The sequence below is a fragment of the Acidocella sp. KAb 2-4 genome, assembly GCF_020567705.1.
Taxonomy (GTDB): domain Bacteria; phylum Pseudomonadota; class Alphaproteobacteria; order Acetobacterales; family Acetobacteraceae; genus Acidocella.
This window is the reverse complement of sequence record NZ_JAJDJU010000019.1, coordinates 1-22,054: the sequence shown is the minus strand read 5'-3', so window position 1 is coordinate 22,054 and position 22,054 is coordinate 1. Positions and strand designations below refer to the sequence as shown.

The window sequence follows — 22,054 nt, the reverse complement described above, 5'->3', positions numbered from 1 at the left end:
GCAATGCGTTCTACAGGCTCCAGCCCGGCGCTGATATACGGGGCCGGGGGGTGGCGTTGCAAACCTTGGGAGGCTGGGATTTTGGCGCAAGGCGATCTGGTGCTGGTGACGGGGGCGACCGGGTTTGTCGGCGCGGCGGTGGCGCGAACGCTGCGGCAAGCGGGGCTGACCGTGCGCGTGACCGCGCGGGCGGGCTCGGATACGCGCAATCTCAAGGGCTTGGGCGCGCAAATTGTGGCGCTGGACCTCAACGATCCGGCGGGCTTCGCCCCGGCCCTGGCGGGCTGCCGGTATCTGTTCCATGTCGCCGCCGATTACCGGCTCTGGGTGCCGGACGTGGCGGCCATGCGCCGGGTGAATATCGACGGCAGCGTGGCGCTGCTGCGCGCCGCCGCCGCCGCGGGGGTGGAGCGCAGCGTGTACACCAGCTCGGTGGCCGCCTTGGGCCTGACCGATGACGGCAGCCCGGCGGATGAGCGCACGCCGGTGAAGCCCGCGCACCATGTCGGCGCCTATAAGCAGAGCAAATACGACGCCGAGCAGGCGGTGCGCGCCTTGGCTGCGGCGGGGCAGCAGATCGTGATCGTCAATCCCTCGACCCCCGTGGGGCCGGGCGATGTGAAGCCGACGCCGACCGGCCAGATGATCCTGGACGCCGCGCGCGGCAAGATGCCGGCCTATGTCGACACCGGGCTGAACGTGGTGCATGTGGACGACGTGGCGGCCGGGCATCTGCTGGCGCTGGAAAAAGGCCGTAGCGGCGAGGCGTATATTCTGGGCGGCGAGGATCTGATGCTGGGCGAGCTCTTCGCCCTGGTGGCGCGGCTGGCCGGGCGGCGCCCGCCACGGCTGCGTCTGCCCATCGCGCCGCTGATGCCGCTGGCCTGGGCGATGGAGCGCGTGGCCGAACTCACCGGCAAGACGCCGCTGATGACCCCGGACATCTTGCGCATGGCCCGCAAGACGATGTTTTTCTCCTCCGCCAAGGCGCGGGCCGAGCTGGGTTATGCCCCGCGCCCGGCCGAGGCCGCCGTGGCCGACGCGCTGGCCTGGTTCCGCGCCGAAGGATTGCTCGCATGATCGTGTTCCTCGCCTTTCTGATCTGGCTCTATTTGTTCTTCCTGCATGGGCGGTTTTGGGAATCCGCGCCCGAACTGCAACCCACCGAACCGCTGACGCACCCGGATGTGGACATCATCGTGCCCGCGCGCGACGAGGCGGAGACGATCGGGCCGGTCATCGCCTCGCTGGTGAGCCAGGATTACGGTGGCAAGTTCCGTGTCATCCTGGTGGACGACAACTCGACCGACGGCACGGCGGAGAAGGCGGGCGCGCATGAGCGCCTGACCATCCTCAGCGGCCAGCCCAAGCCCGAGGGCTGGTCGGGCAAGCTGTGGGCGCTCTCGCAAGGCGTGGCGGCTTCCACCGCGCCAGTGCTGCTGTTCACCGATGCCGACATCACGCATAACCCGCGCCATCTGGCCACGCTGGTGGCGCGGCTGCAAACCCCGCGGGCGGACATGGTCTCGGAAATGGTGCGCCTAAACTGCGCCTCGCTGGCCGAGCGCTTCCTGATCCCGGCCTTCGTGTATTTCTTCCAGATGCTCTACCCCTTCGCCAAGGTGAACGACCCGGCCGCGCGCACCGCCGGGGCGGCGGGCGGCACGGTGCTGATCCGGCGCGAGGCGCTGGCGCGCATCGGCGGGCTGGAAAAAATCAAGGGCGCGCTGATCGACGACTGCACCCTGGCGCGCGAGGTGAAGCGCGGCGGGCCGATTTATCTCGGCCATTCCGGCCTCGCCACCTCCATCCGCCCCTACCCGCAGGCGCGCGATATCTGGAACATGATCGCGCGCACCGCCTTCACCCAGCTCAATTATTCGGCGGCGCTGCTCCTGGGCACCATTCTCGGCATGGCGGTGGTGTGGCTGGCGGCGCCGCTGGCCATTCTTTTCTCCGGCTTCGGCTGGCGGTTCTTCCTCGGCCTCGCCACCTTCGGGCTGGCCTGCCTGAGCTATCTGCCCACGCTGCAACGCTACAAACAACCCTATTATTTCGCCCTGGCGCTGCCGGGCATCGCCCTGTTCTACATGGCCGCGACCATCGCCTCGGCGGTGAACCATTGGCGCGGCACCGGGGCGCAATGGAAGAGCCGCGCCTATGGAGACCAGCGCCAATGATCGCCAATGACAACAGCAAGCCCGCCAAGCCTACCGCCGCCACGGCCGGGGTGGAGGCGTGGTCCGGCAAGGATCGCGGCGATGAGAATTTCCCGGTCGGGTCGCTGCTCATCGCCAAAGCGCTGCGCCCGCATATCCACGCCTATTACACCTTCGCCCGCAATGCCGACGATATCGCCGACAACCCGGCCCTGGCGCCCGAGGAAAAGCTCGCCCGGCTGGACGCGATGGAAGCGGTGCTGACCGGGGCGCGCGCCGAGGGCAGCCCGAGCGCCGCCCGGCTGCGCGCCAGCCTCGCCGAAACCGGGGTGAACGACATCCACGCCCGCGAACTGCTGATCGCCTTCCGCCAGGATGCGACCAAGACCCGCTACGCCAGCTGGGACGAGCTGCTGCAATATTGCCGCTACTCCGCCGCGCCGGTGGGGCGCTATGTGCTCGCCCTGCATGGCGAGAGCGAGGCGACATGGCCGCCCTCCGACGCGCTCTGCGCCGCCCTGCAAGTGCTCAACCACATGCAGGATTGCGCCAAGGATCTGCGCGACCTCGACCGCTGCTACATCCCGCAGGACTGGCTGGCCGAGGCCGGGCTGGCGACCGACGCCCTGGCCAGGGGCGAAACCGTGCCGGATTTGCGCGCGGTGTTCGACCGTATGCTCGACGCCACCGAGCGGCTGAACCGCGACGCCGCCGCCCTGCCCCGCGCCGTGCGCGCCCCCCGGCTGCGGGTGGAAACGGCGGTGATCGCCGGGCTGGCGCGGCGGCTCACCACCAAGCTGCGGGCCGGGGACCCGCTGGCGACGCGGGTGAAACTCTCGAAACTCGATTTCCTGACCGCCACCCTGGCGGGGCTGAGGTATGCCGCGTGAGCCCTGAAGATACCGCTTATGTCACCGCGCTGGTGAAGCGCTCCGGCACATCGTTCTATCACGGCATGAAGATCCTGCCGCCGGACCGGCGGGATGCGATGTACGCCGTCTACGCCTTCTGCCGCGTCGTGGACGACATCGCCGATGAGGAGGGCCGCGACTTCGCCGCCAAACAGCGCGAATTGAACGAATGGCGCGCGCGCGTGGCCGCGTTCTACCGGGGCGAGACGGATGGGCCGATCACCCGCGCCTTGGCCGAGGTGGCGAAAACCTACGCCCTGCGCGCCGAGGACTTTCTCGCCATCATCGACGGCATGGAGATGGATGCGGGTGAGCCGATCATCGCCCCGCCCATGGCTGAGCTGGATTTGTATTGCGACCGCGTGGCCTCGGCGGTGGGGCGGCTCTCGGTGCGGGTGTTCGGCGACGCCTCGGCGGCGGCGGATGATGTCGCCTTCGCCCTCGGGCGCGGGCTGCAGCTCACCAACATCCTGCGCGATGTGGGCGAGGACGCGGCGCGCGGGCGGCTCTACCTGCCGCGCGAATGGCTCGATGAAGCCGGGGTGCCAACACAACCAGAGGATGCGTTGCGGTCGCGCAACCTCGCCGCGGTGTGCGCGAAACTCGCTGGTCTGGCCGAGCATTATTTCACCGCGGCGGAGCAGGCCATGGCACGCTGCGACGCTCGCGCCATGCGCCCGGCACGGCTGATGGCACAGAGCTACCTCCCCCTTTTGGCCATTCTTCGTAAACGAAACTTTGAATATTCTGGCGAGAGGATTAAATTACCGAAATGGCGCAAGCTGTTGCTGGCCGCGCGCCTGCTGCTGGCCTGAAGCTGACGCCCATCATTCTGGTTCGAAAGAAAAACAATGAGTGTCCACGTTATTGGTGCCGGGCTCGCGGGCCTGGCGGCGGCCTGCCAGCTCACCGAGCTGGGCCATCATGTCGTGCTGTTCGAGGCGGCGCCGCAGGCGGGCGGGCGGGCGCGCTCCTATTTCGACAAGCAGCTCGGCTGCCGCATCGATAATGGCAATCATCTGCTGCTCTCGGGCAACATCTCCACCCTCTCCTATCTGCACCGCATCGGCGCGCGGCGCTCGCTCATCGGCCCGGCGGAACCGATCTTCCCGTTCCGCGACGTAGTGAGCGGCCAGGACTGGACATTGCGGCTCAACAAGGGCGCGTTCCCGTGGTGGGTGTTCTCGCGCGCGCGGCGCGTGCCGGGCACGAGGCTGCTGCAATACCGGGCGCTGAAGCGCCTGCGCACGGCCACCCGGCCCGACAGCGTGAGCGCGCTGGTGGGCACTGCCGGCCAGCTCTACCACCGCCTGCTCAAGCCGCTGGCGATCTCGGCGCTCAACACCATGCCCGAGGACGCCTCGGCTGAACCGCTGCGCGCGGTGCTGGCCGAGACCATCGAGCGCGGCGGCTACGCCACCCTGCCGCGCTGGGCGCGGCTCGGGCTGTCGGAGACCTTCATCGACCCGGCGCTGGAATGGCTGCGCACGCGCGGCGCCGATGTGCGCATGGGCGAGCGGGTGACCGAGCTGCAGCCGGGCCAGGCCACGGTGGTGGCGGTGCCGCCCTGGGTAGCGGCCGAGCTGGTGCCGGGGCTGCACGTGCCGACCGAATTCGAATCCATCTGCAACCTGCATTTCCGCGCGCAGATGGACCCTGGCGAGGCCGGCTTCTGGGGGCTGGTGGGCGGCATGAGCGAATGGGTGTTCGTGCGCAAAGATGTGATCTCGGTCACCATCTCCGCCGCCAACCGCTATGCCGACATGGACCACGAGGCGATCGCCGCGCGGGTCTGGGGCGAGCTGGCCCGGACCTTCAAGCTCGACAGCGCCGTGCCGCCCAACCGGGTATTGTGGGAGAAGCGCGCCACCATCCGCGGCACGCCCGCGCAGCTGGCGCTGCGCCCCGGCACGCGCACCGCGATCGCCAATGTCATGCTGGCCGGGGATTGGACCGATACCGGCCTGCCCGCCACCATCGAGGGGGCGATCCGCTCGGGCAACGCCGCCGCCATGGCGCTGGTCAACCCGGCGTAACCGGCGCGGCTCAGGCCAGCGCCTCGCCCCATTCCACCCAGCCCGCGAGGCGCGGCGCCTTGGGCAGATAACCGCAGCCGCTCTCCGTCAGGGTGAAGCGGCGGGCGATCTCGGCGCGCGGCTGGCGGGTGAGGTGGCAGCCCCCGGCCAGCTTTTTCCACACCGGCTCCACCCGGCGCTGCCAAACCCGCACCCCTGCATCCGGCGCCAGCCCGTGCTCGCAGAACAAAAACCGCCCACCGGGGCGCAGCACGCGCTTCGCCTCGTCCAGCGCCCGCCCGGCATCGGGCACGGTGCAGAGCATGTAGGTGCAGAGCACCGTGTCGAAACTGGCCCCGGCGAAGGGCAGCGCCTCGGCGCTGGCGTCTTCCAGCGTCACCCGCAGCCCTGGCGGGCGGGGCGCGGCCTCGGCGAAGGCGCGCAGCTTGGCGTTGGGGTCGATGCCGATGACCCGCTCCACCCGCGCCGGGTCGTAGAAGCGGAAATTCAGCCCGCCGCCGGCGCCCAGCTCCAGCACCCGCCCTGCCGCGCGCGGCACCAGCGCCGCGCGTTTGCCCTCCAGCGCCCCGCAGCCGCAAGCGCAACGGACCAGGTATGGCAGAATGTGGCGCGCATAAAAGCTTTCCATGTTTCCCTCGTTTCCGCCGTGCCGCACTGGCAATCCGCGGCAAAATTTGTCAAAGCCGGGTCATGAACGCCATTCTCGACACCGCGATCGACCGCGCCAAAGCCACTCTTGCCAGCGAACAGCGGCCGGACGGGCATCTGTGCTACGAGTTGGAGGCCGATGCCACCATCCCGGCCGAATATGTGCTGCTGGAGCATTATCTCGACCAGATCGACGAGACGCTGCAACAGAAAATCGGCAATTACCTGCGCCGGATCCAGGGCGACCATGCCACCAACCCCGGCGGCTGGCCGCTCTTCCATGGCGGCAAATTCGACCTCTCGGCCAGCGTGAAGGCCTATTACGCGCTCAAGATCATCGGCGACTCCCCGGAGGCGCCGCATATGCGCAAGGCGCGCGCGGCGATCCTGGCGCATGGCGGGGCGGAGCGCGCCAACGTGTTCACCCGCATCCAGCTCGCCTTGTTCGGCGCCGCGCCGTGGGAGGCCTGCCCGGTGGTGCCCATCGAGCTGATGCTGATGCCGCCTTGGTTCCCCATCAACATGCGCAAAGTGTCGTATTGGTCGCGCACGGTGATGACGCCGCTGATGTATCTGACCGCGAAGAAGCCGGTGGCGCGCAACCCGCGCAAGGTGTTCGTGGATGAACTCTTCACCCGCCCGCAGGCGCAGATCAAGGACTGGATCCGCGGCCCGTATAAATCGCCCTGGGGGTATTTCTTCAAGGGGCTGGACTCGCTGCTGCGCGTGGTGGAGCCGCATTTCCCCGCCGCCTACCGCGACAAGGCGATCCGCAAGGCGATCGCCTGGACCATTGAGCGGCTGAACGGCGAGGACGGGCTGGGCGCGATCTACCCGGCCATGGCGAATGCGGCGATGATGTTCGACCATCTTGGCGACAAAGAGCATTTCGACATCGCCATGGGCTCGGTGAAGAAGCTGCTCGTCATCAAGGACGACGAAGCCTATTGCCAGCCCTGCCTCTCCCCGGTGTGGGACACCGCCCTGGCCGGGCATGCGCTGCTGGAAGCCGGCGCGGTGGACGCGGCCAAGGCCGGGTGCGACTGGCTGATCCCCCGCCAGGTGCTGGATGTGGTGGGCGACTGGGCGGATAACACGCCGGGCACGCGGCCGGGCGGCTGGGCCTTCCAATACGCCAATCCGCACTACCCGGACGTGGACGACACCGCCGTGGCCGGGATGCTGCTGCACCGCACCGGCGACCCGAAATACGCGGAATCCATCTCTCGCGCGCGCGAGTGGATCATCGGCATGCAATCCACCAACGGGGCCTGGGGCGCGTTCGACATCAACAACGACCGCCAATACCTCAACCACATTCCCTTCGCGGACCATGGCGCGCTGCTGGACCCGCCGACCGAGGATGTCTCCGCCCGCTGCATCTCGTTCCTGGCCCAGCTCGGCTATCCGGAAGACCGCCCGGCAATCGAACGCGGGATCCAATATCTGCGCGAGACGCAAAAGCCCGACGGTTCCTGGTTTGGCCGCTGGGGCACGAATTATATTTACGGCACATGGTCGGTGCTGTGCGCGCTCAACGCCGCCGGGGTGGCTCATGACGACCCGATGGTGACACGCGCGACGGCGTGGCTGATCTCGAAACAGCGCGCGGATGGCGGCTGGGGCGAGGATTGCGAGAGCTATGCCGACGCCCCGCCCGGCGAGTTCCAGGGCTATGCCGCGCAAAGCCTGCCCAGCCAGACGGCCTGGGCGGTGATCGGGCTGATGGCGGCGGGGCTGGCCGACCACGACGCCGTGCGCCGGGGCATCGCATTCTTGCAGGCGGCGCAGGACGACCAGGGCAGCTGGACCGAGCAGGCCTATAACGCTGTCGGCTTCCCGCGCGTGTTCTACCTGAAATATCACGGCTATCCGCGCTTCTTCCCGCTGCTGGCGCTCAGCCGCTACAAGCAGCTGATGGCCAGCAATGACCGGGTCGTGAAATACGGGTTCTGACCCTCGGCACAAAAAAAGGCCCCGCGCGCGGGGCCTTTTTTATAGCGAATCTTCGCCGCGCCGGCTCAGTTCTTGCGGCTGACCGTGAAGCGGGCCAGGGCCTTGAGCAGATCGGCCTTTTCGCCAAAGCTCTCCAGATGCCCGGCGGCCTGCTCGGCCATCAGCTCGGCCTGCGCCTTGGCGCGCTCCAGCCCCAGGATGGAGACCATGGTCGCCTTGCCTTGCGCCAGATCCTTGCCCGCCGTCTTGCCCAGCGTGGCGGCATCGGCGATCTCGTCCAGCACGTCGTCATAAATCTGGAAGGCGCCGCCCAGCTCGCGCCCGTAGGCGGCGATGACATGGCGCTGCGGCGCGGAGGCGCGGCCGAGAATAGCCCCGGCCTCGGCCGCGAACTGGATCAGCCGCCCGGTCTTGAGCGCCTGCAGCCGGGTGATCTCGGCGCCGTTGAGCTGCTTGCCCTCGGATTCCATGTCGATCATCTGTCCGCCGACCATGCCGCGCATGCCCGAGGCTGCGGCCAGCGCCAGCACCAGCTCGCAGCGCGCCTCGGCATCGTCATGGGTATCGGGCTCGGCCAGCACCTCGAAGGCGCGGGTCTGCAAAGCGTCGCCGGCCAGAATGGCGGTCGCTTCGTCGAATTTCTTGTGGCAGCTCGGCTGGCCGCGGCGCAGATCGTCGTCGTCCATGGCGGGCAAATCGTCATGCACCAGCGAATAGGCGTGCAGCATCTCCACCGCGGCGGCGACGCGCGCGGCGCAGGTCTTGTTCACCGCGAACAGCTTCGCCACCTCCATCACCAAAAAGGCGCGCAGGCGCTTGCCGCCATTCAGCACGGCGTAGCGCATGGCCTCGATCAGCTTGGCCTCGGCGGTTTCGGGCACGGGCAGCAGCGCGTCGAGCTGTGCTTCCACCAGGCGGGCGGTTTCCGCCATGGCTTCGGCCAGGGCGTCCTTATGCGGCGTTTGCGCCATGGGTCAGTCCTCGTTCTTCAGGGTCAGCGCGCCATCGGCGCGGGCCACGATGGCCTGCACGCGCGCCTCGGCCTGCGCCAGCTTTTCTTCGCAATGCGCCTTCAGCGCGGCGCCGCGCTCATAAGCGGCGATGGCGTCCTCCAGCTTCTGCTGGCCGGATTCCAGCCCGCGCACGATCGCTTCCAGCGCGGCCAGGGCATCCTCGAACGACATCGCGGCAATATCGGCATTCTTGGTCATGGCCGTTCACCTACAGGGGCGGGGCGAAAATCACAACCGCATCAACGCCCGCACATGGGCGGCGGCGCTCTGCGCCAGAGCATTGAGATCATACCCGCCTTCGAGCAACGAGACCACACGCTTCGGGCAGGTGGCATCCGCCACCTCCAGCAGCGCCGTGGTCACCCAGGCGAAATCGGCCTCGCGCAGGCGCAGCTGCGCCAGCGGATCGGCGGCATGGGCGTCGAACCCGGCGGAGATGATCAGCAGCTCGGGCGCGAAATCCCGCAGCCGAGGCAGGATCTGCGTCTCCCACACGCCGCGGAACACCTCGCCCGTGGCGCCGGGCATCAGCGGCACGTTGATGATGTTGTTGGCCACCCCGCGCTCGGTGGCCGCGCCCGTGCCGGGGAAGCTGCCGGTCTGGTGCGTGGAGGCGTAGAACAGCCCCGGATCGGCGCTGAACATATGTTGCGTGCCGTTGCCGTGATGCACGTCGAAATCGACCACGGCAACACGGGTGATGCCCCAGCGCGCCCGCGCGTGCAGCGCCGCCACGGCCGCGTTGTTGAAGAAGCAGAAGCCCATGGCGCGGTCGATCTCGGCATGATGGCCGGGCGGGCGCATGGCGACGAAGCCAGCCTCGGCCCAGCCCTCGAACACCGCGTCCACCGCCGCGCAGGCGCCGCCGGCCGAGCGCAAGGCCGCCTCCAGCGTGCCGCTGTTGAACACGGTGTCGCCGTCGATCACCGTCTCGCGGTCGCGCGGCATGGCGAAGATCGCGTCCACATAATCGGGGTCGTGCACGGCCTTGAGCTGGGCGGTGGTGGCCTGGGGCGCCAGCTCGCGCAGCAGGGTGGAAAATTCCGGCGCCTCCAGCGCGCGCAGCACGGCGCGTATGCGCTCGGCGCATTCCGGATGCTCATAGCCGGTGTCGTGCGCCAGCGCGGCCGGGTGGGTGAACAGCGCCACGCTCATCAGGTGTCTCCCCGCTTCACGGAAAAACTGAACACGCCGCGGCTCTCGCTGGCGGCGATCAGGGCGTGCCCGGCGGCGAGGCAGAATTCGCGGACATCGGCGACGGCGGCAGGGTCGGTGGCGAGGATTCGCAGCTTCTCCCCCGGCTCCATCCCGCGCAACGCCCTAGCGGCGCGCAGCACGGGGATTGGCGATTTTTGATATTGCGCATCGATCAGACGTTCACCCATGCCAACGAACATGCGCCGGGACGCGGACTTGAGCAAGGCATGAAAACAGGGGATGACAGCGCCATGAGCTATCGCATCGGCATCGATCTTGGCGGCACCAAAACCGAAATCCTGCTGCTCGGCCCTGGGGGCGAGGAGATTCTGCGCCGCCGCGCGCCAACCCCCGCCGGCTATGGCGCGGCGTTGGAGATGATCGCCGCGCTGGTGCGCGGGGCCGAGGCCGAGGCCGGGGTGAAGGCCAGTGTCGGCGTCGGCATTCCGGGCTGCATCTCGCCCGCCACCGGGCTGGTGAAAAACGCCAACTCCAACGCGCTGAACGGGCATCCGTTCGACCAGGATCTCGCCGCGCTGCTCGGGCGCGCGGTGCGCGTGGCCAATGACGCGAATTGCTTCGCGCTCTCCGAGGCGTCGGATGGCGCGGCCGCGGGCTGCGCCGTGGTGTTCGGCGTGATCATCGGCACGGGCTGCGGCGGTGGCATCGTCGTCAATGGCCGGCTGGTGGAGGGGCGGCACCGCCTGGCCGGGGAGTTCGGCCACACCCCGCTGCCCTGGCCACGGGCCGAGGAAATGCCGCTGCGCCGCTGCTGGTGCGGGCAGGTGGGCTGCCTGGAGCTGTATCTGGCCGGCCCGGCCCTGGCGCGCGAATGCGACGGCCCCGCCGCGCGCGACGCCACCACCATTCCGGCCCGCGCCGCCGCGGGCGAGGCCAAGGCGCAGGCGGCGCTGGCGCTGCATGCCGACCGGCTGGCCCGCGCGCTGGCCAGCATCACCAATGTGCTCGACCCGGACGCCATCGTGCTGGGCGGCGGGCTCTCGAACATGGCGCATCTTTATGACCAGCTGCCCGGGCTGATGCGCCCCTATATTTTTTCCGACGCGTTCAGCCCCAACATCATGCGCGCCCGGCATGGCGATTCCTCGGGCGTGCGCGGCGCGGCGTGGCTCTGGCCGGCATAAAAAAGGGCCGGGAGCGTGACGCCCCCGGCCCGGTTGGTTGGCCCGCGATGTTACTGCGCGTTTTTGGCCGCGGCCTGCAGATCGGCCGCCTGGGCGAGGATGCGGTCCTCAAGCCCCGAGGCGACGGAGGGATCGGCCGGGCTGTCCACCCACTGGCCGCCCTGGTTGACCTGGTGGAACACGCTCACCTGCACCGCATCCGCCGTGAGTTGGCGGCTGAGGATATAGGCGTTGACCTTGAACCGCTCGCCCGGCGAGGCGGGCGGAGTGTACCAATCGGTGATGATGACGCCGCCGAACGGGTCAGCCGAGACCAGCGGCATGAAGGACAGCGTGTTCAGCGTGGCCCGCCACAGATAGGCGTTGACCTGGATCTGGGTGGTGCCGCCGCCATTGCCGCCGCCGCTGTTCTTGCCGAAGGTGAAGAGCGGGGCGCCCTCGCCGGTCTGGCCTGGGGGCAGCCCCTTGGTCTCGGGGTTATTGATGTCCGCCTGGCTGGTTTTGACGCCGCTGCATGCGTTCAGCGCCAGAGTGCCCAGCAGCAATCCGGCGGGCAGGGCCGTTTTTTTCAAGATCCGCAAATCAGCTCTCCAAAACCCTAAATCTGCACGTTCTTTAGCCTTGGCGCCGGGCCTCGCCAAGGGCCGGATGGTAATGGGCGCAAAAAAGGGTGGCGGTTGCCCGCCACCCTCTCTGTGCTGTGACCGGAGTTAGGCGATTACCACTTAAAGGTGGCGCCGGCGCTCACGAGCTGCATCTGAACATTGTTGTTGCTGCCCGTGCCGGTGGTCGGCTTCGGCATGTTGGTGTTGCCCGGCTGGTGCTGGTGGCCATACATGTACTGCGCGTACAGGCTCAGATCCTTGCTGATCACGTAGTTGGCGCCAGCGGCGATACCGTATTCAGACAAGGTGCGGGCCTCAGTGCCGGCCTTGGAGGGGTTGTAGTTACCGGCGCTCTGGCTATCCCAGAAGCTGGCGCCGATCACATACGGCCCAAGCACGTAGTTGCCACCAACGATGTAGGAGAACGCGTTGCGCGCGCCAACCGGCTTCGGCGCATAGGCGTCCAGGGTCTGGCCCCATTTGACGTTGGCGCCCAGGGTCATCGCGTCACCATCGGTGAACAGGCCCTTATAAGTGGTCTGCGCGCCGACCTGGAAGACCTGCAGCTGGTCGAGGTTGTAGGCCGCATTGTACGTGCCGGTGTAGCGCTCCGGCTGGCCATTCAGCAGACCGGCGGCAATCTTGCTGTCGAAACCGCCGAGCTTGACCGCGTATTGCGCCATGAAGTCGAAGGTGTTGCGGCGAGCAACGGCGTTGAACACGCTGCCGCTGTTGGTGGAGGCAACCGCCGCGCAGGTGCCGGGGGAGGAGTTGTTGGCGACCGCGCAGTTGAGGCCATAGCCAGCCTTCAGGCCGTTGCTGTTCGGCTCATAGGAGAAGATGGCCGAGAGCTTGCCGCCCAGATAGGGCTCGGCGACAGCCGGGGAGATCAGCACCACCTTGTCCGTGGTGTAGAGCGAGCCAACGTCGGCATAGATGAACTGGCCGGGCTGCGCCTTGGACGGCACGGTGTAGAGGTCCATGTCGTCGTTATTGGCCCACTGAGCGCCGTCGCCGAACTGCTCGATCACGCCGGTCTGCGCCAGGGTGAAGGCGCCGTCGGTCTGGCCGATGCGGACATAACCGTAATCCGGGGTGCCGATGTAACCATAAGCGCGGCGCACATAGATGTTGCCGGTGCCCTGGCCGCTATTGGCGCTGGTGTTGGCGCCCTTGCCGCCGCCGGTGAAGGCGTCGCGCAGCTCAACCTGCACACCGTAACCAAGGCCGTCGACGGTCATCGCGTCGAAGCCCGGGTAGAGGCGAAGGCCACCATTGGTCGCCATCGGGCTCAGCTTGCTGCCCATGTAGTTGTTGTAGGTGGAGTTCACGTTATCGAAGCCAGCCTGGAAGTAGCCGTTCAGGTGAACGACGATGGTGGCCGGCGCCACCGGCTTAACCGGCTGGGCCTGCGCGGCGCCGGACACGGCGGCCAGCGCACCCATCGAGGCCACTGAGGCAAGGAGTAACTTGCGCATAAACTACATCTCCTAGTTCACCGGGCAATCCCGGCGGAATTGGTAACTTTATGGGACCAAGGCCCCCAAACCGGACCGCGCCGACCTTCCGGACCGAACGCGCCGCCGCCTTAAAACCACATCTTAAAGGAGAAGCAATGCGCCAATGCGCGGCTGCCGATAATCCCGCCGCCACTGTGGCGCGATTGCCACAAAACTATGACAACAGTGTTAAATTTTAAAATCAGATTATATAATGAAATCAGGAACTATGACAGTTTTATGACAGTTTCTTTGTAAATATCCCTATTGCTTTGATTTACTTTTTCGGACGCCTTCAAGGCCGTCGCGAATCACCCGGAAAGTGGCTGGAAAGCAGCGCTTCTATGGCACCAACCCCTGCACAGCCCGGCCCGAGGGCTCGGATCCGGCGGCCGGAAATTCCCCCCAGGGCGAATGGAGATACAGGCGCGGCCAGACGCGCCAAACGGCGCCAGCCAAATGGCCCGATCCCCGCCGCGCCGGGATGGCTGGCCGTGGAAAAAATTGGCGAGATGAAAACCGCCGCCGCGCCGGCCCGGCGGGCCCGCACCACCTGCGCCGCGTTGTGGGCCGAGGCGGTGCGCAATTTCGGCGGCTTCACCCGCCCCGGCTGCCGCCCGCCGCGCAGATGCAGCCCGGCGCGCAGCGACACCGCCAGCCCGGCATCGCCCGCCACCACCAGCGCCAGCCGCCGCGCGCGGCAGAGCCGGGCCACCTGCCGGGCCAGCGCGGCGCGGCCGGGCGCGGCATCATGGCGGAACACCACGCCGCACAGCCCGCGCGGCAGCGCGGCGATGGCGGCCAGCGGGTCCGGGGCGCGGGTGGCATCGGTAAAAAACCATAGCGGCGGCAAGGGGCCACGCTTTACCGCGCGGGCCCAGGCGATTAACCGTTGATCCATGACCGACCCTAGCGCGATTGCCGCCAATCTTGGAACCGTGCGCGCCCATATCGCCGCCGCCGCGCGCGCGGCCGGGCGCGACCCGGCGGAGATCACCCTGATCGCGGTGAGCAAGACCCACCCCCAGGACGCCGTGCGCGCGGCGATGGCCGCCGGGCAGAGCGTGTTCGGCGAAAACCGGGTGCAGGAGGCGGCGGAGAAATTCCCCCTGCCCGGCGCGCGGCTGCATATCATCGGCGGGCTGCAGACCAACAAGGCGGCACAGGCGGTGCGCATCGCCGATTCCATCGACAGCCTGGACCGCGCGCATCTGGCCGACGCGATCGAGCGCGCGGCGCAGAAGGAGGGGCGGCTGCCGGATCTGCTGGTGCAGGTGAATATCGGCGACGAGCCGCAGAAATCCGGCGTGGCCACGGCCGAGGCCGACGCTTTCATCCGCGCCATGCGCGCGCGCTTCGGCGCCAAGCTAGCGGGGCTGATGTGCATCCCGCCCGCCGATGAGGACCCGGCGCCGCATTTCAGGCGCCTCGCCGCCATGGCGGATGTGCATGGGCTGGCCGTGCGCTCGATGGGCATGTCCGGCGATTATGAGGCGGCGATCGCCGCCGGAGCCACGCATGTGCGCATCGGCACCGCAATTTTCGGGGCGCGCGAAACACAGGCTTAACTTTTATTTGGGGCCCTGGCCAGAATCTCGCGATTCCGGGCTGGGCGGGGCCGGTGTTTCGCGGTATCTGCCTGCGCTGGATTTCTTTGCGTTCGGGAGATGCGCTGCCGGTGATCAGGTTATCGGTCCCGTTCCGTCAGGCTTTGTCACGCCTCAGCTTTCCGGTGATGCTCATGGCTTCGCTGGGCGCGGTGCTGATCGGCCGCGCCGACCAGAATTTCTCCGACCATCTGCGCGCGGGCCTCGATGACCTGCTGGCGCCGCTGTATCAGGCCGTGTCCGGGCCGCTCCAGGCGGCCGAGCACGGCACCGGGGCGATCGGGCATCTCTTCGCGCTCAGCCAGGAGAACGCGCAGCTACGCGAGCAAAATGCCGAGCTGCTGCAATGGCAGGAAGTGGCGATGGCGCTGCAGGCGCAGAACAACGCCCTGAAGGCGCAGCTCAGCTACGTGCCGCAGCCGACGCCGACATTCTCCACGGGCGAGGTGGTCGCCGATCTTGGCGGCGTGTATGCGCGCTCGGTGCTGGTCGCGGTGCCGCCGGTGGCGGACGGGCAAAGCCTGGTGGGCGCGGTGGCCATGGATGGCCGCGGCGTGGCCGGCCGGGTGGTGGAAGCGGGCGGGCGTTCTGCGCGCGTGCTGCTGATCACCGACATCAACAGCCGCATTCCCGTGGCGCTGGGGGCCGAGGGCGCGCCCGCGCTGATGGCCGGCACCAACGGGCCGGACCCGGCGCTGCTCTACTGGGCGCCAGGCCACCCACCAGCCGAGGGCGCGATGGTGCTCACCTCGTCGCAAGGCGGAGCCTTCCCGCCCGGCCTGCCCGTGGGGGTGGTGCATTATGACGCGCAAAACAACCCGGTGGTGCTGCCGCTGGCCAATCTCGACGCGCTGCGGGTGCTGCGCCTGTTCAGCTACCCGCAAAACCTGCCGGAGCTGACGCCGATCCCGCACACCAAGCCGGAGGCCAAGACGGCCGCCAAAACCGCCGCCGCGGCCGGGACGCATCACAGGAAACGCTGAACCATGGTGCAAGGCCCGGCCCTGCGCCGCCCGCTGACGCTGTGGCGTCGTCTCGATATCGCCGCGCGCTGGGCCTTCCCCGGCTTCATGCTGGTCGCCGGGCTGGTGGTGCTGGGCATGCCGTTCGGCCTGCCCAGCCAAGCGGCGCTGCGCCCGGTTTACGCCATGGCCTGCGTATATTTCTGGTCGCTGTACCGCCCGGCGGCGCTGCCGGTGCCGTTCGTGGCGTTGTGCGGGCTGCTGCTGGACCTGCTTGGCCTGTCACCGCTCGGGATCTGGGCGGTGCTGCTGCTGTTGCTGCAACTCGCGGTGATCGCCGCGCGGCGCCGCCTCGCCCCGGCGCGCTTCCTCACCAGCTGGGGCGCCTTCATCGGTTTCGCCCTGGCTGGGGCCGGGCTGGCCTGGGCCGCGCAAGGGCTTCTGCAGCTGCGCCTGCTGCCGCTCTGGCCGGTACTGTGGCAGGGTCTGTTCGCCGCCGGGCTGTATCCGGCGCTGGCGCGGCTGCTGATCCGCGTGCACCGCAGCGCCGCGGCGGTGGAGCTGGCATGAGGCGCGCCGCCAAGGACCGCTCGGCCTTCAGCCGCCGGGCGCTGCTGATCGGCGCCGGGCAAGGCGCGGTGTTCGTTGGGATCGCCGCGCGGCTGTATAATCTGCAGATCACCCAGCACAGCAAATACGCCCTGCTGGCGGAGCAGAACTCGATCTCCGAGCGGCTCGTCGCGCCGGAGCGCGGGCTGATCACCGACCGTTTTGGCGCCATATTGGCCGGGAACCAGCAGCATTGGCGGGCGTTGTTCATGCAGGCCATGGCGCCCGAACCGCAAACAGTGCTGGAGAATTTCTACAAGCTGGTGCCGCTCTCCGACGACGAGAAGGCGCGCATCGCCCAGGACCTGAAAGACCGGCCTGGCTATATTCCGGTGCTGCTGAAAGACTGGCTGGACTGGCCGGACATGGCCGCGATCGAGGTGAACACGCCCAACCTGCCGGGCATCGTGGTCGAGGCCGGGTCCTCGCGGGTTTATCCGCTGGGGCCGGTGGCGGCGCATGCGGTGGGGTATGTGGGCCGGCCCAACCAGAGCGAGGCCAAGACCGACCCGGTTCTTGCCCTGCCCGGGATGCGGGTGGGCCGCACCGGGGCCGAGGACGCGCAGGACAGCGCCCTGCGCGGCACGCCGGGCTTCGTGCAGACCGAGACCAACGTGCATGGCGAGGTGGTGCGCGAGGTGGCGCATGACAACGGCACGCCGGGGCAGACCGTGACCCTCGCGCTCGATGCCGGGCTGCAGCAGCTCGCCGTGCAGAGCCTGGCCGATAATGCCGGGGCGGTGGTGATGCTCGACGCCACCACCGGGGAGATCCTGGCCCTGGCCAGCACCCCGTCCTTCGATCCATCGCTGTTCGACCGGGGCGTGCCCACGGCGGTGTGGAACGCCTGGATGGCCGACGCCAAGCACCCGTTGCAAAATAAGGCGACATCCGGGCTGTTCGCGCCCGGCTCCACCTTCAAGCCGACCGTGGCGCTGGCGGCGATGAAGGATGGCGTGCTGACCGCCGATACGCGGCTCACCTGCCCCGGCTTCTTCAAGCTGGGCGACCATGTGTTCTGGTGCGACAACCACACCGCGCACGGCACCATCACGGTCACCCAAGCGCTGACGGTGAGCTGCGACGTGTTCTTCTACCAGGTCGCGCTGATGGTCGGCATCGACAAGATTGCCGCGATGGGCGCCAAGCTCGGCCTCGGCGTCGATCTCGGCAGCGATCTGCCGCATGTCGCCACCGGGCTGGTGCCGACGCTGGACTGGGCGCGCGGCCGCGGCATCCATTGGGTGCAGGGCAGCACCGTGGTGCAGGGCATCGGCCAGGGCTACACCCAACTCACCCCGCTGGCGCTGGCCACGATGATCGCGCGCATCGGCGCGGGCGCCGCGGTGGGGCCGCATATCACGCGGCGCGTCGGCGGCGTATTGCAGACCGGCGCCGCGCCCGGCGACTGGCCGGCCCTCGACATCGACGACCGCCATCTCGCGATCGTCCGCCAGGGGCTGTTCGACGTGGTGAACAACCCGCAGGGCACGGCCTATGCCTCGCGCCTGCAACTGCCAGATGTGCAGATGGCCGGCAAAACCGGCACCGCCCAGGTGCATGACAATAGCGCCGCCGAGAAACAGAAGAACTTCAACGACATGACCATGGCCTGGGAGCAACGGCCCAACGCGCTGTTCGTCGGCTTCGCGCCCTACGACAATCCGCGCTATGCCATCGCCGTGGTGATCGAGCATGGCAATTACGGCGCGCAATCCGCGGCGCCGATCGCGCAGGCGATGATGACCTACGCCATCCAGAACGACCCGGCCGGGCGCGACGCCCCGCTGACGCAGCCGCTGCAATCGCCCAGCCCCGCTTTGCCGGTGAACAACACATGATCCTCGATGACAGCCTGGCCCTGCGCCGCCCGTTCCGCGAGCGCTCCTTCGGCGTGGTGCGCAAGCTCGGCCGGGTGAACTGGCTGTTCGTGCTCTGCGTTTGCCTGCTCGCCGGGGTGGGCTATGCGGCCCTGTATTCCGCCGCCGGGGGCAGCGCCGAGCCTTACGCGCAGAGCCAGATCATCCGCTTCTGCGGCATGCTGGTGATGATGCTCGGCATCGCCATGGTCGATATCCGCCTGCTGGCCAAGCTCTCCTGGCCCGCCTATGGGCTGGGCATCGCGCTGCTGCTGGTGGTGATGCTGGCCGGGCATACCGGGCTGGGGGCGAAACGCTGGATCGATCTCGGGCCGATCGAGATCCAGCCGAGCGAGCTGATGAAGCTGTTCCTGGCCATGGCGCTGGCCGATTATTTCAAGCGCGCCACGCCGGAGCAAACCGGCAACCCGCTTTATGTGTTGCCCATGGCCCTGGCGGTGCTGATCCCGGTCGGGCTGATCCTGAAGGAGCCGAATCTCGGCACGGCGGTGATCACGGCGACGATCGGCGCCACGGTGATGCTGGGGGCCGGGGTGCGCTGGTGGTGGTTCGCCATCATCGTCGCCATCGTCGCGATCTCGGCGCCGGTGATCTATCACCACCTGCACGCCTATCAGAAGGCGCGCATCGACATCTTCCTCAACCCCGGCGCCGACCCGCTGGGTGCGGGCTACAACATCATCCAGAGCAAGATCGCGCTCGGCTCCGGCGGGTTTTTCGGCCAGGGCTATCTGCACGGCACGCAGAACCAGCTCAACTTCCTGCCCGAGAAGCAGACCGATTTCGTGTTCACCATCATCGCCGAGGAGTTCGGCTATCTCGGCAGCCTGGCGGTGCTGGGGCTGCTGTTCGGCATCGTGGCGCTGGCGCTGCATACGGCGCTGACCTGCGGGCATACCTATGGGCGGCTGCTGGCGCTGGGCATCGGCACGAATTTCTTCCTCTACTGCTTCGTCAATCTCTCGATGGTGATGGGGCTGATCCCGGTTGGCGGCGTGCCGATCCCGCTCATCTCCTATGGCGGCTCGGCGCTCACGGCGGTGATGCTGGGCTTTGGCGTGCTGCAATCCATCCATGTGCACCGCGACGTAACCTTCGCCTCGCCCGACGATCTATAAGCGGGCCATGGCGCTCCTGGTTTTCGATTCCGGCATTGGCGGGCTTGGCGTGGTGCGGCAGCTCCGCCGCCTCGCCCCGGCGCGGGAGCTGATCTACCTCGCCGATAACGGCTTCTTCCCCTATGGCGAAAAACCCGACGAGGCGCTGCTGGCGCATATCGTGGCGCTGATCGGCCAGGCGATCGCCGCCTTATCGCCACAGGCGGTGGTGGTGGCCTGCAACACCGCCAGCACCATCGCCCTGCCCGCGCTGCGCGCCACTTATCACCTGCCCATCATCGGCTGCGTGCCGCCCGTGAAGCCCGCCGCCGCCGCCAGCGCCAGCAAGGTGATCGGCGTGCTCGCCACCGCCGCCACGGTGCGCCGGCCCTATCTGAACGGGTTGATCGAGGCCTTCGCGCCGGGCTGCGAGGTGCTCTCGCTCGGCACCCCGGCCCTGGCCGAGCTGGCGGAGCGCAAATTCCGCGGCGAGACAGTGCAGGTGGAGGACGCCGTGGCGCCGCTATTCCGGCAGGAGAATGGCGGGCGCATCGACGCCATCGCCCTCGGCTGCACGCATTACACCTTTTTGCAGGAGGAATTCTCCGCCCTGCGGCCGGATATTTCCTGGTTCGACCCGGCGCTGCCGGTGGCGCGGCGCAGCTTGGCCGTGACCCAGCACCTGCCCGCCACGCATCACCCGCAAGCGGGCACCGCGTTTTTCACCGGCGAGGCGCTGGCCCCGGCGCTGCTCGCGCCGTTCGGGCTCACGCGCGCAGAAACATGCCGATGGTGAGCGCCGTGCCGATCGCCGCCACGGCGATGCGCAGCACGTTCATCGGCGCCCGGCGCAGGATCGCCACGCCGATCTGCCCGCCAATGATGGCGGTCACGCACTGATCCGCCACCAGCCCCCAGGCGATATGCCCGCGGGCGATGAAGATCACCACGGCGGCGACGTTCATCACGCCCGAGAGCACGTTTTTGGTGGCCCCGGCATTGCGCACGGCCAAGCCCAGCGCGGTGAGGGTGGCCAGCATCAGGATGCCGATGCCGCCGCCGAAATAGCCGCCATACACCGCGATGATGAATTGCAGCACCAGCGCCGCCGGAACCGGCAACGCCGGAGGGGCGCCCTCGGGCCGCTTCTTGGCGAAGAAATTGCCCCAGACGAATACCAGCGTGGCGAACATGATCAGCCACGGCACCAGATGGGTGAAAATGCTGACCGGGGTTTCCAGCAGCAGCACCGCGCCGATGGCGCCGCCGACGATGCTGATGACGAACAGCGTGCGCAGGCTCAGGCCCGAGGCGCCCGAGGCCATGGTGCGCCCCGACCAGCCCATCGTCACCTGCGCGGGAAACAGCGCGATGGTGGAGTTGATGTTGGCCGCGCGCGGGTCCAGCCCGGCGAAGAGCAGGGCCGGGAAGGTGAGGAAGGAGCCACCCCCGGCCACGGCGTTTTGCGCCCCGGCCAGGAATCCAGCGATGCCGACGAGGATATAGCCCCACATCAGAGCAGCTTCCGCAACTCATCGGCGGGCGGGCGGGCGCCGATGCGCGAGATCGCCAGCGCCGCCGCCTTGGCGCCGAGCGCCCCGGCCTCGGCCAGGCTGGCGCCGCGCGTATAGGCGGCGAGGAACCCGGCGGCATAGGCGTCGCCCGCGCCGGTGGTGTCCACCACCTCGACCGGCACGGCGGGCACCGCCACGCTGCGGCCATTCTGCAGCACCACGCTGCCCGCCTCGCTGCGCGTGAGCACGGCGAGCGGGATGTCCTGGGCGGCGTGGAAGGCCGCTTCCTCGAAGCTGTTGCACTGGTAGAGCGAGGCGATCTCCGCCTCGTTGGCGAACAGGATGTCCACCCCCTCGGCGATCAGACGGCGGAAGCCGTCGCGGTGGCGGTCGACGCAGAACGCGTCGGAGAGCGAGAGCGCGGTCTGCCGGCCGGCGGCGCGGGCAATCTTCGCGGCCTCGGCAAAGGCCGCCTGGGCGGCGGGCGGATCGAACAAATAGCCCTCAAGATAGGTGATGGCGGAGGCCGCGATTACGGTTTCGTCGAGGTCATGCAGCGAGAATTCGCCGCCCGCGCCGAGGTAAGTGTTCATGGTGCGCTGGCCGTCGGGCGTAACCAGGATCAGGCAGCGCGCGGTGGGGATGGGCGCGGTGAGCGGCGCGGTGGGGTAATGCACGCCCTGGGCGGCGATTTCGCGCCGGAACACCTCGCCCATCTCATCGGTGCCGACCTTGCCGAGAAACGCCACCCGCGCCCCCAGCGCCGCCGCCACCGCGCAGGAATTGGCCACCGAGCCGCCCGAGGCGGTCACGCCCCCCGCCATCGCCGCGGTCAGGCGGGTGGCGGTGTCGGCGTCGATCAGCGACATCGCGCCCTTGGGCATGTTGTGCCGGCTTAAAAAATCGTCATGGGCGGGGAGGAGATAATCGACGATGGCGTTGCCGATGCCGGTGATATCGAAGCGCGTCGTGGACATTTTATCCCATCTCCCAAGGGTTTGCTGCTGGGGCCGCGTTAGCACCCCAGCCTACGGTTCGGCAAACCGGTACGGGAATGGCTAGGTTGTGGCCGCGCGGCTCTCCGTGCTACGCGCTTGAAAATCATGCGGAAGAACCCCGGAGTTTTCGTGTTCAACAAGCGCAAAATCGACGAGCCAAAGCCGGCCATGGCGGCCGCGCCGCAGACCGAGACGCAAACCGCCCCCGCCGCCGATGA

At 68.2% G+C, this 22,054-nt stretch carries 23 protein-coding genes; 13 read left to right on the top strand and 10 right to left on the bottom strand.

Annotated features, from left to right (window positions below):
• Positions 1-81 precede the first annotated feature (81 nt).
• The 5 genes from hpnA to hpnE are packed head-to-tail and all read left to right on the top strand — an operon-like array spanning position 82 to position 5,106.
• Positions 82-1,080 carry a hopanoid-associated sugar epimerase gene (hpnA, locus tag LI953_RS11895; protein ID WP_227076303.1) on the top strand — a complete coding sequence of 333 codons (999 nt, stop codon included), beginning with the start codon at positions 82-84 and terminating at the stop codon, positions 1,078-1,080.
• The gene (locus tag LI953_RS11890; RefSeq protein WP_227076302.1) at positions 1,077-2,180 is read left to right on the top strand and encodes a glycosyltransferase; all 1,104 of its coding nucleotides are present in this window, start codon (positions 1,077-1,079) and stop codon (positions 2,178-2,180) included. Before hpnA ends, LI953_RS11890 begins: the two co-directional genes overlap by 4 nt.
• Positions 2,177-3,049, top strand: a complete 873-nt coding sequence (gene hpnC, locus LI953_RS11885; RefSeq protein WP_227076301.1) for a squalene synthase HpnC — start codon at positions 2,177-2,179, stop codon at positions 3,047-3,049. The genes LI953_RS11890 and hpnC overlap by 4 nt, the downstream gene beginning before the upstream one ends.
• Complete coding sequence (hpnD, locus tag LI953_RS11880) at positions 3,046-3,885, top strand: presqualene diphosphate synthase HpnD (RefSeq protein ID WP_227076300.1); 840 nt, start codon at positions 3,046-3,048, stop codon at positions 3,883-3,885. Before hpnC ends, hpnD begins: the two co-directional genes overlap by 4 nt.
• Before the next feature lie 36 nt (positions 3,886-3,921).
• Complete coding sequence (gene hpnE, locus LI953_RS11875; protein ID WP_227076299.1) at positions 3,922-5,106, top strand: hydroxysqualene dehydroxylase HpnE; 1,185 nt, start codon at positions 3,922-3,924, stop codon at positions 5,104-5,106.
• 10 nt (positions 5,107-5,116) lie between these two features.
• On the opposite strand, the gene LI953_RS11870 is transcribed toward hpnE, so the two are convergent.
• Positions 5,117-5,734 (bottom strand): class I SAM-dependent methyltransferase, encoded by a 618-nt coding sequence (locus LI953_RS11870; RefSeq protein WP_227076298.1) that lies wholly within the window; start codon positions 5,732-5,734, stop codon positions 5,117-5,119.
• A gap of 62 nt (positions 5,735-5,796) precedes the next feature.
• Here LI953_RS11870 and shc point away from each other — a divergent pair, with 62 nt between their 5' ends.
• A complete protein-coding gene (gene shc / locus LI953_RS11865; protein ID WP_227076297.1) occupies positions 5,797-7,710 on the top strand; it encodes a squalene--hopene cyclase in 1,914 nt (637 codons plus the stop codon).
• A gap of 65 nt (positions 7,711-7,775) precedes the next feature.
• Here the strand turns inward: shc and LI953_RS11860 are convergent, their stop codons facing one another.
• Genes LI953_RS11860 through LI953_RS11845 form a run of 4 tightly spaced genes read right to left on the bottom strand, consistent with a single transcriptional unit; the run spans position 7,776 to position 10,108 of the window.
• Complete coding sequence (locus LI953_RS11860; RefSeq protein WP_227076296.1) at positions 7,776-8,681, bottom strand: polyprenyl synthetase family protein; 906 nt, start codon at positions 8,679-8,681, stop codon at positions 7,776-7,778.
• A 3-nt stretch (positions 8,682-8,684) separates the two neighbouring features.
• Entirely contained in the window at positions 8,685-8,921 is a 237-nt protein-coding gene (locus tag LI953_RS11855) for an exodeoxyribonuclease VII small subunit (protein WP_227076295.1), read from the bottom strand.
• A gap of 30 nt (positions 8,922-8,951) precedes the next feature.
• Complete coding sequence (locus LI953_RS11850; RefSeq protein ID WP_227076294.1) at positions 8,952-9,878, bottom strand: histone deacetylase family protein; 927 nt, start codon at positions 9,876-9,878, stop codon at positions 8,952-8,954.
• The gene (locus LI953_RS11845) at positions 9,878-10,108 is read right to left on the bottom strand and encodes a sulfurtransferase TusA family protein (protein ID WP_227076293.1); all 231 of its coding nucleotides are present in this window, start codon (positions 10,106-10,108) and stop codon (positions 9,878-9,880) included. The genes LI953_RS11850 and LI953_RS11845 overlap by 1 nt, the downstream gene beginning before the upstream one ends.
• Positions 10,109-10,171: 63 nt before the next feature.
• On the opposite strand from LI953_RS11845, the gene LI953_RS11840 reads away from it, so the two are divergent.
• Positions 10,172-11,065 (top strand): ROK family protein, encoded by an 894-nt coding sequence (locus LI953_RS11840; protein ID WP_227076292.1) that lies wholly within the window; start codon positions 10,172-10,174, stop codon positions 11,063-11,065.
• 50 nt (positions 11,066-11,115) lie between these two features.
• Here the strand turns inward: LI953_RS11840 and LI953_RS11835 are convergent, their stop codons facing one another.
• From LI953_RS11835 to LI953_RS11825, 3 genes are all read right to left on the bottom strand, one after another.
• Positions 11,116-11,637: a DUF3576 domain-containing protein gene (locus LI953_RS11835; protein WP_370635798.1), complete on the bottom strand. Its 522-nt coding sequence runs from the start codon at positions 11,635-11,637 to the stop codon at positions 11,116-11,118.
• A gap of 146 nt (positions 11,638-11,783) precedes the next feature.
• Complete coding sequence (locus LI953_RS11830; protein ID WP_227076290.1) at positions 11,784-13,148, bottom strand: porin; 1,365 nt, start codon at positions 13,146-13,148, stop codon at positions 11,784-11,786.
• A gap of 316 nt (positions 13,149-13,464) precedes the next feature.
• Positions 13,465-14,070 (bottom strand): thiamine phosphate synthase, encoded by a 606-nt coding sequence (locus LI953_RS11825; protein ID WP_227076289.1) that lies wholly within the window; start codon positions 14,068-14,070, stop codon positions 13,465-13,467.
• Between LI953_RS11825 and LI953_RS11820 the strand changes: the two genes are divergently transcribed.
• From LI953_RS11820 to murI, 6 genes are all read left to right on the top strand, one after another.
• Positions 14,069-14,737, top strand: a complete 669-nt coding sequence (locus tag LI953_RS11820; RefSeq protein WP_227076288.1) for a YggS family pyridoxal phosphate-dependent enzyme — start codon at positions 14,069-14,071, stop codon at positions 14,735-14,737. The two genes, LI953_RS11825 and LI953_RS11820, sit on opposite strands and share 2 nt — an antisense overlap.
• 167 nt (positions 14,738-14,904) lie before the next feature.
• Positions 14,905-15,759 (top strand): rod shape-determining protein MreC, encoded by an 855-nt coding sequence (mreC, locus tag LI953_RS11815; RefSeq protein ID WP_227076335.1) that lies wholly within the window; start codon positions 14,905-14,907, stop codon positions 15,757-15,759.
• 3 nt (positions 15,760-15,762) lie between these two features.
• Entirely contained in the window at positions 15,763-16,308 is a 546-nt protein-coding gene (mreD, locus tag LI953_RS11810) for a rod shape-determining protein MreD (protein WP_227076287.1), read from the top strand.
• The gene (mrdA, locus tag LI953_RS11805; RefSeq protein WP_227076286.1) at positions 16,305-18,188 is read left to right on the top strand and encodes a penicillin-binding protein 2; all 1,884 of its coding nucleotides are present in this window, start codon (positions 16,305-16,307) and stop codon (positions 18,186-18,188) included. The genes mreD and mrdA overlap by 4 nt, the downstream gene beginning before the upstream one ends.
• Positions 18,185-19,345 (top strand): rod shape-determining protein RodA, encoded by a 1,161-nt coding sequence (rodA, locus tag LI953_RS11800; protein WP_227076285.1) that lies wholly within the window; start codon positions 18,185-18,187, stop codon positions 19,343-19,345. Before mrdA ends, rodA begins: the two co-directional genes overlap by 4 nt.
• 7 nt (positions 19,346-19,352) lie before the next feature.
• Entirely contained in the window at positions 19,353-20,120 is a 768-nt protein-coding gene (gene murI / locus LI953_RS11795) for a glutamate racemase (protein WP_227076284.1), read from the top strand.
• Here the strand turns inward: murI and LI953_RS11790 are convergent.
• Both LI953_RS11790 and LI953_RS11785 read right to left on the bottom strand, forming a co-directional pair.
• Positions 20,092-20,838, bottom strand: a complete 747-nt coding sequence (locus LI953_RS11790) for a sulfite exporter TauE/SafE family protein (RefSeq protein ID WP_227076283.1) — start codon at positions 20,836-20,838, stop codon at positions 20,092-20,094. The two genes, murI and LI953_RS11790, sit on opposite strands and share 29 nt — an antisense overlap.
• Positions 20,838-21,815, bottom strand: a complete 978-nt coding sequence (locus tag LI953_RS11785; protein ID WP_227076282.1) for an adenosine kinase — start codon at positions 21,813-21,815, stop codon at positions 20,838-20,840. The genes LI953_RS11790 and LI953_RS11785 overlap by 1 nt, the downstream gene beginning before the upstream one ends.
• Positions 21,816-22,054: the final 239 nt, after the last annotated feature.

Excerpts from the sequence above, each read along its gene's own strand:
- LI953_RS11850 (WP_227076294.1), bottom strand. The coding sequence starts at position 9,878 with ATGAGCGTGGCGCTGTTCACCCACCCGGCCGCGCTGGCGCACGACACC.
- mreD (WP_227076287.1), top strand. The coding sequence starts at position 15,763 with ATGGTGCAAGGCCCGGCCCTGCGCCGCCCGCTGACGCTGTGGCGTCGT.
- shc (WP_227076297.1), top strand. The coding sequence starts at position 5,797 with ATGAACGCCATTCTCGACACCGCGATCGACCGCGCCAAAGCCACTCTT.
- LI953_RS11855 (WP_227076295.1), bottom strand. The coding sequence starts at position 8,921 with ATGACCAAGAATGCCGATATTGCCGCGATGTCGTTCGAGGATGCCCTG.
- murI (WP_227076284.1), top strand. The coding sequence starts at position 19,353 with ATGGCGCTCCTGGTTTTCGATTCCGGCATTGGCGGGCTTGGCGTGGTG.
- LI953_RS11870 (WP_227076298.1), bottom strand. The coding sequence starts at position 5,734 with ATGGAAAGCTTTTATGCGCGCCACATTCTGCCATACCTGGTCCGTTGC.
- mreC (WP_227076335.1), top strand. The coding sequence starts at position 14,905 with ATGCTCATGGCTTCGCTGGGCGCGGTGCTGATCGGCCGCGCCGACCAG.
- mrdA (WP_227076286.1), top strand. The coding sequence starts at position 16,305 with ATGAGGCGCGCCGCCAAGGACCGCTCGGCCTTCAGCCGCCGGGCGCTG.
- hpnC (WP_227076301.1), top strand. The coding sequence starts at position 2,177 with ATGATCGCCAATGACAACAGCAAGCCCGCCAAGCCTACCGCCGCCACG.
- LI953_RS11845 (WP_227076293.1), bottom strand. The coding sequence starts at position 10,108 with ATGGGTGAACGTCTGATCGATGCGCAATATCAAAAATCGCCAATCCCC.
- LI953_RS11790 (WP_227076283.1), bottom strand. The coding sequence starts at position 20,838 with ATGTGGGGCTATATCCTCGTCGGCATCGCTGGATTCCTGGCCGGGGCG.
- LI953_RS11820 (WP_227076288.1), top strand. The coding sequence starts at position 14,069 with ATGACCGACCCTAGCGCGATTGCCGCCAATCTTGGAACCGTGCGCGCC.
- LI953_RS11890 (WP_227076302.1), top strand. The coding sequence starts at position 1,077 with ATGATCGTGTTCCTCGCCTTTCTGATCTGGCTCTATTTGTTCTTCCTG.
- LI953_RS11840 (WP_227076292.1), top strand. The coding sequence starts at position 10,172 with ATGAGCTATCGCATCGGCATCGATCTTGGCGGCACCAAAACCGAAATC.
- LI953_RS11825 (WP_227076289.1), bottom strand. The coding sequence starts at position 14,070 with ATGGATCAACGGTTAATCGCCTGGGCCCGCGCGGTAAAGCGTGGCCCC.
- rodA (WP_227076285.1), top strand. The coding sequence starts at position 18,185 with ATGATCCTCGATGACAGCCTGGCCCTGCGCCGCCCGTTCCGCGAGCGC.
- LI953_RS11785 (WP_227076282.1), bottom strand. The coding sequence starts at position 21,815 with ATGTCCACGACGCGCTTCGATATCACCGGCATCGGCAACGCCATCGTC.
- LI953_RS11830 (WP_227076290.1), bottom strand. The coding sequence starts at position 13,148 with ATGCGCAAGTTACTCCTTGCCTCAGTGGCCTCGATGGGTGCGCTGGCC.
- hpnE (WP_227076299.1), top strand. The coding sequence starts at position 3,922 with ATGAGTGTCCACGTTATTGGTGCCGGGCTCGCGGGCCTGGCGGCGGCC.
- LI953_RS11860 (WP_227076296.1), bottom strand. The coding sequence starts at position 8,681 with ATGGCGCAAACGCCGCATAAGGACGCCCTGGCCGAAGCCATGGCGGAA.